Annotated in this window: 17 protein-coding genes; 4 read left to right on the top strand and 13 right to left on the bottom strand. The window is 61.1% G+C overall.

Annotated features, from left to right (window positions below):
- Nucleotides 1-3: 3 nt before the first annotated feature.
- Complete coding sequence (locus tag CAF63_RS11110) at nt 4-372, top strand: DUF427 domain-containing protein (RefSeq protein ID WP_085687657.1); 369 nt, start codon at nt 4-6, stop codon at nt 370-372.
- Nucleotides 373-410: 38 nt separating this feature from the next.
- On the opposite strand, the gene CAF63_RS11105 is transcribed toward CAF63_RS11110, so the two are convergent.
- The 5 genes from CAF63_RS11105 to CAF63_RS11085 all read right to left on the bottom strand — a co-directional run bounded on the left by CAF63_RS11105 (nt 411) and on the right by CAF63_RS11085 (nt 7,921).
- On the bottom strand, nt 411-1,484 hold the full coding sequence (locus CAF63_RS11105; RefSeq protein ID WP_158090786.1) for an SGNH/GDSL hydrolase family protein: 1,074 nt from the start codon (nt 1,482-1,484) through the stop codon (nt 411-413).
- A 140-nt stretch (nt 1,485-1,624) separates the two neighbouring features.
- Nucleotides 1,625-2,044, bottom strand: a complete 420-nt coding sequence (locus CAF63_RS11100) for a hypothetical protein (RefSeq protein ID WP_085687661.1) — start codon at nt 2,042-2,044, stop codon at nt 1,625-1,627.
- A gap of 16 nt (nt 2,045-2,060) precedes the next feature.
- Nucleotides 2,061-4,286, bottom strand: a complete 2,226-nt coding sequence (locus CAF63_RS11095) for a C1 family peptidase (RefSeq protein ID WP_085687663.1) — start codon at nt 4,284-4,286, stop codon at nt 2,061-2,063.
- A 196-nt stretch (nt 4,287-4,482) separates the two neighbouring features.
- The gene (locus CAF63_RS11090; RefSeq protein ID WP_085687665.1) at nt 4,483-6,105 is read right to left on the bottom strand and encodes an MFS transporter; all 1,623 of its coding nucleotides are present in this window, start codon (nt 6,103-6,105) and stop codon (nt 4,483-4,485) included.
- Nucleotides 6,106-6,235: 130 nt separating this feature from the next.
- Nucleotides 6,236-7,921 carry a GMC family oxidoreductase gene (locus tag CAF63_RS11085; protein ID WP_085687667.1) on the bottom strand — a complete coding sequence of 562 codons (1,686 nt, stop codon included), beginning with the start codon at nt 7,919-7,921 and terminating at the stop codon, nt 6,236-6,238.
- Between the two features lie 133 nt (nt 7,922-8,054).
- On the opposite strand from CAF63_RS11085, the gene CAF63_RS11080 reads away from it, so the two are divergent.
- Together CAF63_RS11080 and CAF63_RS11075 are read left to right on the top strand one after the other, a co-directional pair.
- Complete coding sequence (locus CAF63_RS11080) at nt 8,055-8,942, top strand: LysR family transcriptional regulator (protein ID WP_039767081.1); 888 nt, start codon at nt 8,055-8,057, stop codon at nt 8,940-8,942.
- Between the two features lie 98 nt (nt 8,943-9,040).
- Nucleotides 9,041-10,303 carry an MFS transporter gene (locus tag CAF63_RS11075; RefSeq protein WP_085687669.1) on the top strand — a complete coding sequence of 421 codons (1,263 nt, stop codon included), beginning with the start codon at nt 9,041-9,043 and terminating at the stop codon, nt 10,301-10,303.
- A 21-nt stretch (nt 10,304-10,324) separates the two neighbouring features.
- Here the strand turns inward: CAF63_RS11075 and CAF63_RS11070 are convergent, their stop codons facing one another.
- The 7 genes from CAF63_RS11070 to CAF63_RS11040 are packed head-to-tail and all read right to left on the bottom strand — an operon-like array spanning nt 10,325 to nt 16,619.
- The gene (locus CAF63_RS11070) at nt 10,325-11,692 is read right to left on the bottom strand and encodes an ATP-binding protein (protein ID WP_085687671.1); all 1,368 of its coding nucleotides are present in this window, start codon (nt 11,690-11,692) and stop codon (nt 10,325-10,327) included.
- Entirely contained in the window at nt 11,689-12,351 is a 663-nt protein-coding gene (locus tag CAF63_RS11065; RefSeq protein ID WP_085687674.1) for a response regulator, read from the bottom strand. The genes CAF63_RS11070 and CAF63_RS11065 overlap by 4 nt, the downstream gene beginning before the upstream one ends.
- Nucleotides 12,352-12,362: 11 nt before the next feature.
- The gene (locus CAF63_RS11060; protein ID WP_085687676.1) at nt 12,363-13,007 is read right to left on the bottom strand and encodes a tetratricopeptide repeat protein; all 645 of its coding nucleotides are present in this window, start codon (nt 13,005-13,007) and stop codon (nt 12,363-12,365) included.
- Nucleotides 13,004-13,813, bottom strand: coding sequence for an SDR family oxidoreductase (locus CAF63_RS11055; RefSeq protein WP_085687678.1), 810 nt, complete (start codon nt 13,811-13,813; stop codon nt 13,004-13,006). The genes CAF63_RS11060 and CAF63_RS11055 overlap by 4 nt, the downstream gene beginning before the upstream one ends.
- A complete protein-coding gene (locus CAF63_RS11050) occupies nt 13,800-14,474 on the bottom strand; it encodes a TenA family transcriptional regulator (RefSeq protein WP_085687680.1) in 675 nt (224 codons plus the stop codon). Before CAF63_RS11050 ends, CAF63_RS11055 begins: the two co-directional genes overlap by 14 nt.
- Entirely contained in the window at nt 14,471-15,952 is a 1,482-nt protein-coding gene (locus tag CAF63_RS11045; RefSeq protein ID WP_085687682.1) for an AMP-binding protein, read from the bottom strand. Before CAF63_RS11045 ends, CAF63_RS11050 begins: the two co-directional genes overlap by 4 nt.
- Nucleotides 15,942-16,619, bottom strand: a complete 678-nt coding sequence (locus tag CAF63_RS11040) for a thermostable hemolysin (protein WP_085687684.1) — start codon at nt 16,617-16,619, stop codon at nt 15,942-15,944. Before CAF63_RS11040 ends, CAF63_RS11045 begins: the two co-directional genes overlap by 11 nt.
- Before the next feature lie 207 nt (nt 16,620-16,826).
- On the opposite strand from CAF63_RS11040, the gene CAF63_RS11035 reads away from it, so the two are divergent.
- Nucleotides 16,827-17,378: a cytochrome b gene (locus CAF63_RS11035; protein WP_085687686.1), complete on the top strand. Its 552-nt coding sequence runs from the start codon at nt 16,827-16,829 to the stop codon at nt 17,376-17,378.
- A 13-nt stretch (nt 17,379-17,391) separates the two neighbouring features.
- Here the strand turns inward: CAF63_RS11035 and CAF63_RS11030 are convergent, their stop codons facing one another.
- Nucleotides 17,392-18,318 (bottom strand): universal stress protein, encoded by a 927-nt coding sequence (locus CAF63_RS11030; RefSeq protein ID WP_085687688.1) that lies wholly within the window; start codon nt 18,316-18,318, stop codon nt 17,392-17,394.
- Nucleotides 18,319-18,377: the final 59 nt, after the last annotated feature.

Here is an 18,377-nt window from a genome sequence, read left to right as displayed (position 1 = left end):
CCGATGAAAACTTCCGGCCCCAGTCCCGTCATCACCATCGCCGAGCAGCCAGGCTGCCTGCTTGTGAGATTCCACGGCATACAGGTCGCCGCCTCGGCCCGAGCGCTGGTCCTGCTCGAAGCCAATTACCCGCCGGTCTACTACATCCCCCGCGAAGACATCGACGAGAAGTACTTCGCCCGCACCGACCACACCACCTACTGCCCGTACAAGGGCGATGCCAATTACTTCAGTCTGCAGGTTCCGGGGCATGAAGGGGCAAATGCGGTGTGGACATACGAGCATCCGAAAATATCAGTCAGTCAAATCAAGGACTATGTTGCGTTTTACCCTGATCAGGTGAAATTCGAATTGCTGGATACCGAGGTCTGAACGCAACCGGCCGCCCGCAGAGGGCGGCCGGTTGATGCTCACTTGCCTTTGCGCCGGGTCGTCGATTTGGCTTTCGCCGACTCTGCTTTGCGGCTTCGTGTGTGCTTGATGGCCGGTGGTGGCGCAGCTGCCGCACGATGAGCCTGGGCCGGCGCCCCCGGTTGGGTGCTCGCCAACGATTGCTCAAGCAGCTGGAACGACGCCTGTGCGACCGCCTTGGCTTTCGTCTGGATGGCCGCCAGTTTCGGTGATAACAGTGCGTCCATTTTATTCTCGAACACCTGCGCCACACGTTTGTATGCGAGTGCATTCAGATGCAGTTCGTTGATCCAGTCATCGTCGTTGATCAAGTTTCTCAGGTCGAGGAAATAGACGTCTTGATAGCTGTTGGCGACTGACTGGAGCATCACGTTGAGTTGATCGATAAAGTCCGCCACGATCTTGCGCTGCACCTGCGGGTCGAGAATGTTCTTGCGGGTCAGCGACGGACGGATCCACGGTCCGATGAAGCGATAGTTGCCGATGTTGACCACACCTTTACCGGTCGGAATGGCGCGGCCGTAGCCGTGGAAGATGATTCTGGTCTTGGGGCTGGCAGCCTTGACCTTCTTGATCATGTCTTCGTAACCACCTCGAAACACCCGGTCGATGATGTCGGTGACGTACGCGGTTCGCAGCAGAGAAGGAGGCGAACTGTCGGCATGGTTCAGAAACGATGCGAACTCGTCCCCGGCGATGTCGTTGCCACCGGCCGAAAACAGAAAGAACGCCGGTTTCGTGCGTTTGATTTCTGCCAGTACCTCGACGAATTCCGTCGGTTTCCGGGTCCATGATCCTTCTTTGATTTCAGTGCCGTACACCATGTTTTCCAGGGTGTCGCCGCCCGTGGCGAAGTTCTTGATCTTGTAGCCGGATGTCAGCTTGAGCCATTTGATGATGTCCACCCCTGGCAAGTAGTCGAACCAGGAATCTCCTTGGGCAACTACATCCACACCATCGGAACCAAAGAAGAATCCCCCGGCGGCGCCCGGTGCCATTTTTTGTGCGGGCTGCTCGTGTTGCCAGATGGCCAGGTTGATTTTTGCCAGTGCGTCTTCACTTTCGTAATTCATCTCGGCAGTCTCTTTTTTGTCGGAAGAAACGTTCGGGAACCGGCGCGTTGCCGGCTCCATTCATTGAGTCCGAACGACTTCCTCAGGGTGCTGCTACGTCCAGACTGTTCAGCACTTCTGCATAGCGCCAGGGAAGGTGCTCAGGTCCAGACCTGCAGGGTGATCGCACCCGTGTTGTTGCGATACATCAACCGCACGTCGTTGGCGAAGCACCTGAGTTGTCCGCTGGCCGGTGCGACCCAGCCGTTCGGCCAGCGGCTGCCATCACCGATGGGAAAAAAACTGTGCGAATCCTTGTCGATCGAACCGATCAGGGTGAACCATGTGGCACCTTGTGCCTTGCACCTGATGAGTGGCAGAAACAGTTTCAGCTTCGGGACGGCCGCGCCGTTGACGTTGTGTTCTTCGTGCCAGTCGAACCACTGGCCGCTGGCTCGGAAGAAATAGCGTTGCCCGGCGGCAAGCATTACCGGTGTCGGGCACCAGGGGTCATTCGCCTGAATCTGCACACTGTGCAGCAACGTCTGAGCGCCCGGTGGCGCGATGACTGAAGGAGCCATGAGCGCTCTCCGTAGCTCAATAATCCAGGTCGATGAAGGGTTGATCCAGCCTGGCGTCGGCGTCGAGCCTTAGGATGGTCTTGAGTGTGGTGGTCATCACGTTCAAATCGTTATCGAATCCGCCATGCGAGGTGTCGGCCTTGGTGTGCGGCCCGTAGGTCATTTTCGGGTCGTTGTAAATGTGCAGGGTTGACGCCCGGGGGTGCGTGAGACCACTACCGGTCGCGGCAAAGCCGGCAGGAATGTTGTTGTCCCAGTAGAAAGCGTTCCATTGAGTTGTCATGTCTTGCGCGGCGATGTTCCATTCGCTGAGTTTGGGGTCGCTGAAATCCTGATACGCGCCATCCAGACTCTTGGCCATGCCCAGCAGCGGCATGCGTTGCAACTCCTCATAGGAACGGGAGACGAGATAAAGCAGTGATTTGTGATAGACGCCGATGACGTTGTCATCCTGTTCGCGCTTGTCGGACATGATGTGCATGTGGAAATCATCGCGTTGCAGTCCGCCACCTTCGATGACACTGCGATAAGTCTGGTTGGCAAAATCGAGGGTGCACGCGGGAGCCATCAGGGTCGAGGTTGCAATTGGCAGGTGCCTGGCCCAGAGCAGGCGAATCAGATGTCCGTTGATCAGTGACCCCGCCGAATGTCCGATCAGGTGCAGTTCGACTTTATCGGCGCCCAGATCATTGACCAGCGCCTGCAGGTTCAGGGTCATTTCCACGAGACCACGGGGCGTGAAACCGCTGACCGCTGCGGCCTCGGCATTCTGTTTCATCTGGCTCCACTGGTCGCCACCGAGTTTTTTGGTGATCATTTCCACCGTGCGATCGAGGCCTTCGACGGCCTTGTCCTTGACCACTTTGAAAATGTCACCGAAGCCGCCTGCCTCGGGGAACAAGCCGGGCAAGGTGTCCTTGACGATGTCCACCAGCGTTTCCAGAACCCCGGTGCGCCAGGTGACGAATAACGGATAGATGCCGTTTTCGAGAAAGTACGGGGCCATCGCACAAATGCGCTTGATCGAGGCGGCTTCGTTGTTCAGCCCGCCGTGGGAGAACACGGCGATGCGCAACTTGTCGGGCCGGGTTGCGTCGGGAAGATTGCCATACCAGACCTTCGGAGCTTCCCGGACGATTCGGGCCACGCCTGCGCGCACATTCTCTACATCGGTGAGGCGCGGGCCGATGCTGCCGTTGTTCTCCATGACCACGGTCATTGCATAGGCTTGATCCGTGGTCAGAGCGGGCGGTCCCTTGCGGGTAACCATCGAAGAATCGAAGGAGAGCAGTGACATGCCCTCGCGCTTTGCGCTTGCGGAGGGCAGGGCCCCCAGAAATGCCGACTGGACAACGTTGCGGCTGTTCGAAGGTCTGGTGCTGCGCGTGATGACGCCGTGCTTGATCGGCACACCGAGGGCAACGGTCCAGGCATCGGTGCCGTTGGCCAGCCAGTCCTCGTAGGTCAGGATCGCGAAGCCCGAAAAGCCCCAGTCTGTGGACCAGGAGTTCTGCACGATAAAACCTTCGTGGGTGTAGCCGATCAGAGCGAAGGCATGGCCGCCTTCGACTTTTGATTTCCACTTGATGACAGGCAGCTGGGAGGTGCTCTGGAACACCTTGGGACCCGGTTTGCCTGTGGCTGGCAGATCCCAGCCCTTGTGCACATTGGCCGAGACATACAGCACATTGGTTTCATACAGCGCCGCCATCATCGCGGTGATGTCATCCTTTTCAACCCGATAGTAAACACCCAGGGGCCGCGTCACGGCATCCTCTGCCCAGTTGTCAGCCGGTGCCTCAAAGTCGGGTACCGAGCCGTTCGGTGCGACGGTGTAGGGCCAGAGACTTCTCTCGCAGGCACCGTGCTTGTGCCAGCCCTTCAAAGCACCACGGCAACTGGAACCGGCATAGTCTTCACCCGGCCATTCATCATAGAGCTTGGCCAGGTGATAGAGCTGACGCGGGCTGGTCAGCACTGATTGACTGTCTCGCCGCCACAACAGGTAGTTGATCACCGCCGAAAGTCCGAATCCGGTACACGCACCTTCGTTGCCCTGATACAGCACCATGCCCCTGCCGAGGTAATCGGCCAGCTTGCCGGTGATGTCCTCGTCCAGCGGAAAGGAGGCGGGGAGTGATTGCGCCCGTGGAGTGAAAAGGCGATCGCGCAGATCCAGGCGATCCGGACGGGCGTCGAGGGTGATCGAATTTTTGGCGAAGGAAAACAGGCTGGCAGGCATGGGAGGATCCTCGGGTCCAGAGGCTCGTACCCCCACGCCACGAACGCTTTTCTGCGTCGTGGGGTCAATTGGTCTGATTTATCGTAGACGAGTTTTTGCCGAAGCAAATAGGGACCCGCGAGAAGTTCTACAGCGCCGACGAGTGGCCGCACGGTACGTCGCTGACGAGGAACTGCCCCGTCAGCGACAGCCTGCATCAGTTCTTGTCGAGGTCGATATTCTTCGTCTCCCGCAAACAGATCATGCCCACCACCAGGCTCACCCCGGTGATCAAAACCGGATACCACAGCCCGTAGAAAATATCCCCGGTGTACACCACCAGCGCAAACGACACCGTCGGCAGGAATCCACCGAACCAGCCGTTGCCGATGTGATATGGCAGAGACATCGAGGTGTAGCGGATGCGGGTCGGGAACAGCTCGACCATCAGCGCGGCGAGCGGACCGTAGCACATGGCCGAGATGATGATCAGGCCGACGATCAGGGCCACGATCATCGGTTTGTTGATTTGCTGCATGTCGGCCTGTTGCGGGTAGCCGGCCAGAGTGATGGCGCCTCGCAGGGCGGCTTCGTCGAAGCCGTCGAGTTTCACATCGCCGACGCTCACTTGCACCGTGCTGCCCGCCGGCGCGGCGACGCTGGAGTAGGGTAGGCCTTGTTTGACCAGGAAGGTTTTGACCTTATCGCACGGGCTGTCGAATTTGGCCTTGCCCACCGGATCGAACTGGAAGGTGCAGGTCGCCGGATCCGCCACCACGGTAATCGGTGCCTGTCGGCTGGCGTGGTCGATGGCCGGGTTGGCGTAGTGGGCCAGGGATTTGAAGATCGGGAAGTACAGCGCGGTGGCCAGCAGCAAGCCAAGCATCAGCACCGGTTTGCGCCCGACCTTGTCCGACAGCCAGCCGAAAATGATGAAGAACGGCGCGCCGATCACCACGCTGATGATCAGCAGACTGTTGGCCACCGCCGGGTCCATTTTCAGGAACTGGGTGAGGAAGAACAGCACGTAGAACTGCGCGGCATAGAAGGTCACTGCTTGCCCCGCGTTGATGCTGAACAGGGCGATCAGCACCACCTTGAGGTTTTCCCATTTGCCGAAGGATTCGCGGATCGGCGCCTTGCTGGCCTTGCCTTGCTCTTTCATCTTCAGATAGGCCGGCGACTCGTGCAGGCTCAGGCGAATCCAGGTGGAAATGCCCAGCAGCACGATCGACAGCAGGAACGGGATACGCCAGCCCCAGACTTCGAACTGATCGCCAGTGAAGTAGCGGCAACCGAGCACCACCAGCAGCGACAGCAGGAGACCAAGGGTCGCGGTGGATTGAATCCAGCTGGTGTGGAACCCGCGCTTGCCGATCGGCGCGTGTTCGGCCACGTAAGTCGCGGCGCCGCCGTATTCGCCGCCGAGGGCCAGGCCCTGCAGCATGCGCAGTATCACCAGAATGATCGGTGCGGCGATGCCGATGCTGGCGTAGGTCGGCAGCAGGCCCACGGCGAACGTCGCCACGCCCATCAGAATGATGGTCGCAAGGAACGTGTATTTGCGCCCGATCATGTCCCCCAACCGACCGAACACCAGCGCCCCGAACGGCCGCACGATAAAGCCTGCGGCAAACGCCATCAGCGCGAAGATGAACGCCGTTGTGTCGTTGACCCCGGCAAAAAACTGCTTGCTGATTACCGCTGCCAGGGCGCCGTAGAGAAAGAAGTCATACCACTCGAACACCGTCCCCAAAGACGAGGCGAAGATGACCTTGCGGGTATCGGGGCTGGCGTCCGTGCTGCGCACGGCATCCAGAGGCTGAACGTGTTCTGACATATCGGTATCCCTCACAGTGATTGTTTTTGTTGTTTCCACTGGTGTTGCGTGTCCGGGTGATGCGCGATGTCCGTGAATCTGATGCGGGTCATTTGTGGAAGGGAGCTTGCTCCCGAAGGCGATGTGCCATTCAACTCACTGCTGAATGATCCGCCGCTTTCGCGGGCAAGTCGAATCGTCGCACCGCCGCTCCCACAGGGATCGGTGTCGCTTGTAAAGAGTTGAGGATCAGCTGTGCCGCTTTTTCAGCAATCATCAGCGTAGGCGAACAGGTGTTGCCCGAGGTAATGCGCGGCATGATCGACGCATCGGCAATCCGCAGCCCCGGTACGCCGTGCACGCGCAACTGCGCATCGACCACGGCGTCCGCGTCGTTGCCCATGCGGCAAGTGCCGACCGGGTGGAAAATCGTCGTGCCGATCTTCGCCGCCGCTTCGTGCAGTTGTTCTTCGGTCTGCAGGCTGGCGCCGGGCAGGTATTCCACCGGGTTGAAGGCTTGCAGGGCCGGGGCGCTGACGATGCGCCGGGTCAGGCGAATCGCGTCGGCGGCCACGCGCAGGTCTTCGGGATGGCTGAGGTAATTGGGCTGGATCAGCGGCGCGGTTTGCGGATCGGCGGAGCGGATCTCGATCCGGCCCCGGCTCTGCGGGCGCAAATCACACACCGACGCGGTGAACGCGGGAAAGCTGTGCAGCGGCTCGCCAAAGCGTTCCAGCGACAGCGGCTGCACGTGGTATTCGAGATTGGCCGAGGTCTGTTCCGGCCCGGAACGGGCAAACGCGCCCAGTTGACTCGGCGCCATCGACAACGGCCCGCTGCGGTCATACAGATAGCGCAGGCCCATGCCCATCTTGCCCCACACGCTGCCGGCGATCTGGTTGAGGGTGCGAGCGTTTTCCAGTTTGTAGATCAGCCGCAGTTGCAGGTGATCCTGCAGATTGCCGCCGACGCCCGGCAGCCCATGCACGACGCCAATCCCGAGCTTTTCCAGCAGCGGACGCGGCCCGATCCCGGAGCGTTGCAGAATGCTTGGCGAGCCCACGGAGCCTGCGCACAACACGATCTCCTTGCGTGCCTTGAAGCTCTTTTGTTGACCCTGCCAGCGAGCACTGACTTTCGAGGCGCGGCCGTCTTCGAACAGAACGCGATCAACCTCGACTTCGGTGAGCACCGTGAGATTGGCCCGATCGCGAATCGGCTTCAGAAACGCCTTCGCCGCATTCCAGCGCACCCCGGCTTTCTGATTGACCTGAAAGTAGCCGCAACCTTCGTTGTCGCCCTGGTTGAAGTCATCGATGCTGGCGATGCCGCTTTGCTCGGCAGCGCTGCGGAAGGCGTCGAGAATCGGCCACGACAGGCGCTGACGTTCGACTCGCCATTCACCCCTGTCGCCATGAAAGTCCGCCGCGCCGGCAAAGTGGTTTTCGCTCTGCTTGAACAGCGGCAGCACATCATTCCAGGCCCAGCCCGGATTGCCCTCGGCAGCCCAGCCGTCGTAGTCGTTGGCCTGACCGCGCATGTAGATCATGCCGTTGATCGACGAACAGCCGCCCAGCACCTTGCCGCGCGGATAACTCAGCGCACGGCCGTTGAGGCCCGGTTGTTCTTCGGTCTTGAAGCACCAGTCGGTGCGTGGGTTGCCGATGCAGAACAGGTAACCCACGGGGATGTGAATCCACGGATAGTTGTCGCGCCCGCCGGCCTCCAGCAACAGCACGCGCCGCTGCGGATCCGCCGACAGCCGATTGGCCAGCAAACACCCGGCCGGCCCGGCGCCGACCACGATGTAATCGAATTCACCAAGGGAAGTCTGCATTCCCTGACCTCGCTTATTGTTTTTGTTGTCGCTCATCCTAGTTGTTAGCTTTCGTCAAAAGAATGTTAGTTTTTGCGCAGCCGCTGTGCGTTTTCAAACAGCGCTCCCTGACGATAGCCGACAAGGACAAGCCATGTTCGACTGGAACGACCTGCGGTTCTTTCTTGAGTTGCAGCGCAGCGGCCGACTGCTCACCGCCGCCCGTCGCTTGAACACCACCCACGCCACGGTCGCCCGGCATATCGAGGCCATCGAAAAAAGCCTCGGCACCGCGCTGTTCGTCCAGCACGCCCAAGGCTACGAAATGACCCCGGCAGGGGAGGCGCTGCTCAAGCACGCTGAGGCCATGGAGAACGTCGCGCTGCTGGCTCAAGAAGAAATCACCCAGTCCACGGCGCCGCTGGGCAAGATCCGCGTGGGTGTCACCGAAGGTTTGGGCATCATGTTTCTCGCCAGTCGCATGATCGGGCTGTTCGAACGCTATCCGGGGCTGGAAGTGGAACTGGTGGCGGTGCCGCGCTTTGTCAGCATCCTCAACCGCGAGGCGGAAATCAGCATTCACCTGGAACGGCCGGCGGCAGACATGCTGGTCACCCGCAAACTCACCGATTACCGGCTCGCGCTCTATGCCAGCCGCGCCTATCTCGACAACGCGCCGCCGCTGCGCAGCCGAGAGGATCTCGGGCGGCATGCGTGGATCGGCTATGTCGATGATTTGCTGTTCAGTCAGGAGCTGATGTTTCTCAACAGCTTCTGCCGCAATCCTCGGGTGGTGTTTCACAGCACCAGCGTGATCGCCCAGCAGCAGGCGGCGCGCTCGGGGTTGGGGATTGCCGTACTTCCTTGCTACATGGCCGCGTCGGATCCGGATCTGGTGGCGCTTTTACCGGATGAGAGCATCGAGCGCAGTTACTGGATCAGCACGCGGCGCGAGTTGCACAAGTCGGTGCGGTTGCGGGTGGTCTGGGATTACGTCGTGGGCTTGTGCGAAGGCGAGCGCGAGTTGTTGATGGGCCAGTAAAGACGGCGGTTTCATGCAACTAAAACGCCCTGCAAAAGGTCATTCGATTTGCGGAGGTTGAGTCATTTCGCAGAACCTCGACAACGAAGACGTTTCCCGTGGCCACTCACCTCGATCGCCGCAATAACCTGTCCCTCGACAGTCTGAATTTTTTCCTCGCCGATGTGCGTGACGGCCTCGGTCCCTATCTGGCGATTTACCTGCTGGCGGTTCACCACTGGGAGCCGGCGAGCATTGGTCTGGTGATGACTATTGCCGGGATCGCCGCGCTCATCACCCAGACCCCGGCAGGCGCGCTGGTCGACAGCACACGCTTCAAACGGGCGCTGATAGCGATTGCCGCGCTGGTGGTCACCGGAAGCTGCCTGTTGCTGCCGTTCGTGACATCGTTCAGCTTGGTGGCACTGACGCAGGCCATCAGCGCTGCTGCCGCTTCGATTTTCGCGCCGGCCATTTGCGCGATCACCCTTGGCATTACCGGGCCTCGCGCGTTTACCCGAAGAACCGGGCGCAATGAAACCTTCAACCACGCGGGCAATGCCTGCGCTGCGTTGTTGGCCGGTTTGTCCGCGTACCTGTTCGGCCCGGTGGCGGTGTTTTATTTGATGGCAGTCATGGCGCTGGCCAGTGTGATTGCCGTCTCGTTCGTATCGGCCGACGCCATTGACCACGATCTCGCCCGAGGACTGGAGCCTAGCGCAACGGGGCAGGGCAAGCAGCCTTCGGGCTTTTCCGTGTTGCTCACCAACCGCCCGCTGCTGATGTTTGCAATCTGCTGCGCGCTGTTTCATCTGGCGAACGCGGCGATGTTGCCGCTGGTAAGTCAGAAACTGGCGCAGGCCAACCTGCAGCTGGCCACGCCACTCACGTCCGCCTGCATCGTCGCGGCACAACTGGTGATGGTGCCGGTCGCGCTGCTGGTGGGAGCGAAGGCCGATCTGTGGGGACGCAAGCCGTTGCTGCTGGCGGGCTTCCTTATCCTGCCGCTGCGTGGCGTGTTGTATGTGCTGTCGAACGATCCGTGGTGGCTGGTTTCGGTGCAGTTGCTCGATGGCATCGGCGCGGGGATTTTCGGCGCGCTGTTTCCGGTGGTGGTGAAAGACCTGACGCTGGGCACCGGACATTTCAATGTCAGCCTCGGGGCGATTTCAACGGTGTTCGGTTTGGGAGCAGCGTTGAGCAATAGCCTGGCGGGGATTGTGGTTCAGGAGGCGGGGTATAGCGCTGCGTTCCTGACGTTGGCGGGGGTGGCCATGGCGGCGCTGGTGCTGCTTTGGGTGGCGGTGCCGGAGACGGTGCAGCGCTCCGATACCGACTCGATCGCCCTGGAAGGCAAGGCGCCGCCGATGGTTGCGCCATGACTCAACGCTCGCAAGACCTGTTCAACTGGCGGGAATCGACAACGTCGCCCGCAGGCCGCCCTCGACCCGGTTTTCCAGTGTGATCCGCCCACCCAGACGGGTCGCGATGGTATGGACGATGGTCAGTCCCAGCCCCGCACCCTGGGGGTTGCCCCGACTGTAGAACCGTTCGAACAATCGAGCCCGATCCGCTTCATCGATTCCAGGCCCCTGATCTTCAACGCTCAAATGGTAAAACCCGTCGGCCCTGGTCAATTGCACGCTGATCACGCCTTGCTCCGGGGAGAAGTTGGCGGCGTTGGTGATGAGGTTGTTCAGGGCAATGTCGATGGTGGCGGCATCGGCGAGCACAGGGAAAGGTTGGTCGTTGACGTCGAAGGCCAGTTCCAGATGCTTGCTCAGCAGCCACGGCGTGAGCTGCACCAGACTGTTGCGCACGGTATCGCCAAGGTTGATGCGTTGTTTGACAGGGGCGCCGGCCTTGGGCTCGAGACGGGCCATGGTCAGCAACTGATTGACCAGTCGGCTGGTGCGATCCACCCCGGCGATCAGAAATTCGAGTGATTCGCGGCGTTCCTGCTCGGTACCGGCCTCCAGCAGGTTCTGCGCATGCACCCGCAGCACCGCCAGCGGCGTGCGCATTTCGTGGGCGGCGTCGGCGATGAACCGGCGTTCACGCCCCAGCACTTCCTGAATCTGCGCGAGCATGCGGTTGAGCGCGGCCTGCATCGGTTCCAGTTCGCTGGGCAGCGGTGTCAGTTGCAGCGGTTCGAGGGCGCCACTGTGGCGGGCGCGCAGGGTCGCCGCCATGTTGGCCAAAGGCTTGAGACCCCAGCCGATGGCCAGCCAGATCATCGCCGCAAGGATCAGGCTGCCGATCACGTTCGGCCACAGGGTATGACGAACGATCCGGTCAACCAGATCGGCCCGCACGTCACCGCGCTCACCTACCCAGATGCGCAAACCGTTCTGATTGTCTTGCAGAACAAACGCCCGCCAGTGGCGCTTGTTCAAATCCACCACATCACTGAAGCCTGGCTGGATCGGCGGCGTGCTGAACGAGGGCGCGCTGGCGGTATGCACCAGAACCTCACCCCTGGCATTCCAGACCTGAAAGGCGAGTTTTCTTTCGTAGGGATGGCCGTCACCCTTGGGCACGGCTTCAGCCAGGGCCGAGTTGAACGCCCGATAAAGATCCGCGTGTTCCTGCCCCGGCAACGGCATGCGCATCACGCCTTGCAGCAGGCGTGCGTTCTGCGCCAGTTGAGCGTCGTAGACCTCGGCGATCTCGTGGTTGCTGTCGTGCAGGTTGAACAGGCTGAGGACGGTCAGACCGGCGAGCATCAGGCCGATGATCAGGGTCAGGGTGCGGCGCCGGATAGAGGTCATCGACGCTCCTCCACCAGATAACCCACACCGCGGATGGTGCGAATCAGGTCGGTGGAGAATTTCTTGCGCAGGTGATGAATGTGCACTTCAAGGGTGTTGCTTTCGGCTTCTTCGTTCCAGCCGTAGAGCAGTTGTGTCAGGTGATCGCGGGTCATGACCCGACCCGGCGGCGAGAGCAGTTCGTGCAGCAACTGATATTCCTTGGGCGTGAGCACCACCGGTTGGCCCAGATAGCTGACTTGCTGGGTGCCGGGGTTGAGGCTGATGCCGGCGTGCTCGATCAGCATCTGCGCGCGTCCGGCGCTGCGTCGCAGCAGCGCGCGCAGACGGGCCTTGAGCTCGGCCAGGTCGAAGGGTTTGATCAGGTAATCATCGGCGCCGGCGTCCAGCCCCGCGATGCGGTCTTCGGTGGCATCGCGGGCGGTGAGGATCAACACCGGCAGGTTCGAACCGCTGGCGCGCAGACGACGCAGGACTTCGAGCCCGTCCATGCGCGGCAGGCCGAGATCGAGCACCGCCAGATCAAAGGTTTCGCTGAGCAGGGCGTGCAGGGCGCTGCTGCCGTCCTTGAGCCAGTCGACGGTATAGCCCTCGCGCCCCAGCGCCTGATGAATGCCCTCGCCGAGGGCCACGTCATCCTCGATCAGTAGTAAACGCACACGGACTCCTGTCAGTCGAGTTTCTTGTTTACGTCCACCAGTAATGCGGCGATTTCTTTGCGGCGCCCGGCATCGGCACTTTCCCGGCCCGGGCGCGGAGCGGCTTGCAGAGCCTTGAGCAGCGCTGCTCTGGCTTCAGCGTAGCGTTTTTGACGGTAAAGGTGATCGCCCCAGAAGTACAGACTGTCGATCCCCTCGGGGTTGAGTTGCAGGGCCTGTTTGAGCAGTTGTTCGGCCTTGTCGCTGTCGCCGAAACCGATCGGCCAGCCCGGCACCCGGTCGTACAGCGCGGCGAGGCTGGTGTAGGCCGAACCTTGCAGCGCTTTGGGGTCGAGGGTCAGGGATTTTTCCAGATCAGCCTTGGCGTCCTTCGCTTTACCCAAAGCCCCCAATCCTCCCTCGGCACCGGCCCAACTGCTGGTGACGATGCCTTTCCAGATCCAGGCCTCGGCGACGGCCGGACGTTCCGTGGCGAAATGCGTTGCCTGGACGGCCAACTGTTCAAACGCAGCGGCGCGCTGTTTTTCCGGTATTTCGTATTGGATGTGCGCCCAGCTCTGCTGGATGCCGTTGAGGCGTTGCTGATCGGCGGCGTCCAGTGCCCAGACACTTTGACTGAGGGCGCCCAACAACACACAGGCGAGAAGTTTTTTCATGGTTTTGGCGTCTCGTTCTCGGGTTTTTCACTCAGGCGACGGATCAACGGCAATTGCTTGCGCAAGCCGCGATCCACCAGATTGGGCAGCAGGCTGTTGAGGCGTACGAAAAAGCGCTCCGGCCAGCCCAGATAGAGGTCACGGCGATCACCGGCGATCGCATGGATCACGGCATTCGCGACGGCTTGCGGGTCGTCGACGCTGGATTTGAGTGCGTCATTCAAGGCTTGGGCGGCGGGGCTGTTCATGGCGGTGCGCGTGGCGCGGGGCGCCACGTACAACACACCGACCCGGGTATCCGCCAACTCTCGGCGCAAGGCCTCGGAAAATCCGCGCAAGGCAAACTTGGTCGCGCAGTAACTGGCATAACCGGGATAACCGATCGAACCATAGGTCGAGCCGACGTTGACCACCATGGCACTGTCGGCCTGCTTGAGCAGCGGCAGCAACAGCTTGGTCAGGCAGATCGGCGCACTGATGTTCACCGCCAGCATGGCGTTGATGTCGCTGTCGTCGAGCTGTTCCAGCATTGCGAAATGATTGACCCCGGCGGCGTTGATCAGCAGGTTGATGCCGCCGATGGCCTCGGCGGCGGCCAGCACGTTGCGGCGGTCGCTGAGGACCGTCAGGTCGGCAGCGACCCAGCACAAGTTCTGCGGATAAAGGTCAAGCAACGGGCGCAGCGATTCCTGATGCCGCGCGACCGCCAGGACCTGCGCACCGGCAGCGCACAGGGCACGCGTGATCGCTATCCCGATGCCGCCGCTGGCACCGGTCAACACCACACGGGCTTCATGCAGCTGCATGTTGAGCCTCCGCGTCACGGGGCAGGCCGCGGAACATGTCGGTGTAGAGCCGATAGACGACTTTCGAGGCATGGATCACCGCCGCCTGGTCGGCCGGATCTTCCAGCTGATTCATCAGCCGGCGATAGGTTTGCATGTGCTCGATGTCGAGCGAACCGTGGGAACTGAGGTAGCTGAACGCCGTTTCCGGCAGGGCCAGACGTTCGCGGATGCTGCCCGCCGCATGGGTGGCCAGGGCGATGCTGGTGCCCTCGAGCACGTTGACCATGCCAAACAGACCCACCGGATTGCCTCGGGCGATCAGGTCGTAAAGAAAACTGACCATCAGCTCGATCGGCAGCGACGGCTGGCCATCACGCACCGCGTTCCGGTCACCGCCACAGGCCTCAATGTCGTTGAGCACCCATTGCTCATGGCCGTATTCGTCTTCGATGTATTCGCAAACGGCTTTGCGCAACCATTCCAGGTGCGTCGGCAGGCGCGCACCGCAGGCCATCATCAACGGTACGGTGTGACGAACGTGGTAGTAGGCCTGGGCAAGAAACGCGCGATAGCTTTCAAGGCTGACCTTGCCTTGCAGCGCATCGAGGATGATCGGCAGGTTGAACAGCTCGTGGCGTTCCTGCTGTGTGGCTTCTTGCAGGGTGTCGAAAAAACTCATTGTGCGTTTTCCTCGCAAAGGACGGATTCGGTGAGCACGGTGCGGTATTGCGCGACGATGGCATCGCGGCGCGGACGACCGTTGGCGGTGAGCAGGCCGTTGGTGGCCGTGAAAGGTTGTTCGAGGCGTGTCCAGTGATGCACCTGGGCGTAATCAGGCAAGGCCTCGTTGGCAGCGGCGACGGCAGCCGCCAACTGTGCATCGGTGCAGTCCGGACGGTACGGCCAGAGCAGGGCATGGTTGTGTGGCATGGCCTCGCCATACACAAAGGCCTGGGCGATGTGCTGGCGCTGAGTCAGTTCGGACTCGACCCATTCCGGGTTGACGTTGCGCCCGAAACTGGTAACGAACTGATGCTTCTTGCGGCCCTTGAGGTAGAGAAAACCTTCCGGGTCGAACTCGCCCAGATCGCCGCTGGGCCACCATTCATCGCTGTACGCCGGTTCGCCAAGGTAACCGAGCAAGGTCGAGCCTTTGATCAACACCTCTCCGTCTTCGGCAAGGCGCACGTCGACATGGGGCAGGGGCCGCCCGACACTGCCCGGACGACGTTCGCCGGGTCGGTTGAGGCAGACCACCGAGGCGCACTCGGACAAGCCGTAGCCTTCGTAGACCGGCAGGCCGACCCGTTGCGCTCGGTGCAGCAGATCCTCGGAAACCCGTGCGCCACCAACGGCGGCAAAACGCAGTGATTGCGGATCGAAGGCTTTCTGTTCGGCAGCGCTGACCAACAGCAAAAGCAATTGCGGTACCAGAATCAGGCTCTCGGGTGCCCGGCTGGCCAGACAGCCCAGCAAGCGCGGCAGGTCGACGCCGCTGGCGCCCTGGATGCCCAGGGTTTTCTGGCTCGGCACGCTCAGCGTCGCGCCGGCGTACAGCGCGGCGTAACAGCCGAGGTTCTCCAGCAGGATCGCCAGCGGCAGCAACGCCACGTGATGCTGAGGGGCTGTGGGTTTGCTGGCGTCTTCCAGCTCCCGAGCGACCCGCAGCAGACTGTCGGCGCTCAGGCACACGCCCTTCGGTGTACCGGTGGTCCCGGAGGTAAACGTCAGTTTGGCGGTGCCGACTGGCAGGCGGTTCGGGCCTTCAAAAGCGCGGCACCAGAATTCACCGCGTTGTTCATAACCGACGCAGAGCAGTTCGCTCTTCAACTCCGGTTCAGCGATCACCCGCTCGGCCTGGCTTTGTTCCAGGCAATGGGCGCGTTGTGCCGGACTGAAGAACGGCGGCAGGGTCACGCACGTCAAGCCTTCAAACAACGCCGCCAGATCCCAGAGTATGGCCTCGACACCGTTGTCCAGTGCCAGGGCAATGACCTTCACGTTTTCATCGCGCAAGCGTTGCTGGCGGTACATCACTTCGGCGTACAGCGTCGTGTAACTGACTTTCAGGGTATCGCCCCATAACGCCAGCGCGTTGTCATTGCGCCCTGCATGGCTGCGCAGGGTTTCCTGGAATCGTTGCCGTTCAAGCGACATGGCAAGCTCCTTCGATAGACGTCGGCAATCCCAGCCGGCTGAACAGACCGATGTTGCGCAGATGGATGAAACCGGCGCGGATATTGCCCACGTGCACCCAGGGTTTGCTTTCGTAGTAACTGCCCCAGTGGTGACGGTCATCGCCCAGGCGTTCCGGGTCGGCGGCGCACAGTGTCACGGGTTTCAGACCCAGGCGATGGAAGCTGTTGACCAGTCCGATATTGCCGGTGAAGGTCACCCATTCCAGACCGCCCATGGCCAACAGGTAAGTGATGGCAATGATGCTCAGGCGTGCGCTGCCGGTGTCGTTGGCGGCAAGGTTGCCGACTTCGACAATCGCGCTGCGCTCCACCGGTCGCTCGGCGGCTGCGCTGATCAACGGCTCGATCGGCTCGTCCAGGTAGCGTTCAAGGAACAACGGTTCAAGGTGCGCACGACGTACCCCGGCCACCGCACACAAGTCGCCGGAGTCGTTGTGCACACCAAACAGTTCGGGCATGAAATGGCGGATATCGGCGCCGTGGGCCTTGCGAAAGCGTTGTTGAATAAACGCTTCGAACGCCGCCCGTTGAGCGTCGCCGGGTTGGGCGCTCGACAGCTGCATCTGCGGTGTTTCGCCTTGGCCAAAACGCAGGGGCAGGGGGATGTTCCAGTCAGAATCGGGCATGGGCTGAACGCCTCCCTCAATAGGTTTGAGTGGAGTATCCGGACCATTTCTTAACGAAGTCTGAAGGTGAAAAAAGGTTAACGAACGACAGATCTTCAGATTGTCTTAAGACTGTCAGGGCAGGGTGACGCCGTCGGTTCGCCCGGCACAACCGGATCGAGACAGCCGAACGAGTCGGCCGTCGCTTACAACAATCACGAGGCAACTATGACCCGCGACATGGCCGCACCCCGTTATGGAAAACTGTCGATCACCTTGCACTGGCTGATGCTGGCGCTGTTCGTCGGCGTATATGCCTGCGTTGAAATCAAAGGCTTCATGCCCCGAGGCAGCGAAGCGCGAGGCCTGTTAATGGGCCTGCACGGAATGTTCGGCGCGAGCATTTTCGTCCTGGTGTGGGTGCGCCTGTTTGGCCGCCTGACGCCGCGTCCGCCGATCACCCCCAAACCGCCTGCCTGGCAGACGGCAATCGCGCACCTGATGCACCTGGCCCTGTACGGGCTGATGATCGCCACGCCGGTGCTGGCCTGGCTGATGCTGGCGACCGGTGACAAACCTTTCCCGTATTTCGGCTTTCATCTGCCGTCGCCGCTGGCGGTGGATACCGACCTGGCCAAGCAACTCAAGCACTGGCATGAGCTGATCGGCAGTGCCGGTTACTGGTTGATCGGTCTGCATGCGGCCGCCGGACTGTTCCACCACTACTGGGTAGGTGACGACACCCTTGACCGCATGCTGGGAGGACGCACTCGCTCCTGAGGCGCAAGCCTGCTCAGTCGGCCAGATGTTCGGGCGCTACGACCCAAACGCTGCACGGAATCTTGTACAGCAGGTGTTCGACCGTACTGCCGACCAGCCGATCTACGCCGTGATGGCCGACACGTCCCATGACGATCATGTCGATGTCATATCCGCTTGCGTAACTGCAGAGCACCTTGGCCGGGTTACCCATGACCATGTGCTGACGCTCGTCTGGAATACCGTTGCGCTCGGCGAGTTCACGAAACGCAGCGGCCTGGGCATCGAACAGCGATTTGGCGGCGCTGGAGGAGAAGAATGCCGAGGCATTGTCGAAGCCGAATTCATTGGCGCTGATCGAAGACAGATCATGGGCATACAGCACGTCGAGTTCGGCATTGCACAGGCTGGCCAGTCTGGCAGCCTCGCGCAGGATCCGGTCGTTGAAACCGGCGTATTGCCCGTCACGGTGGAACGGATCTACGGCGGCCAGGATCTTGCGCGGCAGGGCATGCCCGACATGGCTGACGAAATGTAGCGGCACCGGGCATTCGCGCAGCAAGTGAATATCCAGCGGGGTGAACATCAAACGTGAAAGGAACGATTCTGGCTCCAGCGCCTTGATCAGCGCCGCCATGGGCTGTTCCCGGAGGTGAATGAGGATTTCCTGTAACGGCCGTTCCACCCATACCACTTCCGTGGTGACGGTGACCCCGAGCTTGCGCATCGAGTGCGCCCGCTCTTCGAGCCACTGACGATGACGCTCGATATAGCCGATCCGCATCTGCTCCAGTGCTTGCTCGTTGACCATGCTGGCGGTCGCCAGACCTTCGAGGTAATCGAAAGCCACGATGTGCAGGGCCGCGCCCGCCGCTTTGGCCAGTGCCGCCGCACGCTCGAAAGCCGGGTTGTTTTCCATCAGGGGTGGGGCGACCAGCATGTAACGCGATTGCTCTGACATGACGACTCTCCTTTGGCAGGACGCTTTGAACCGATGGTCACAGGCTGCGCCGTGCCTGA

The organism is Pseudomonas sp. B20(2017) (assembly GCF_002113125.1).
Lineage (GTDB): Bacteria > Pseudomonadota > Gammaproteobacteria > Pseudomonadales > Pseudomonadaceae > Aquipseudomonas.
This window is presented reverse-complemented; position numbering and strand designations above follow the sequence as displayed.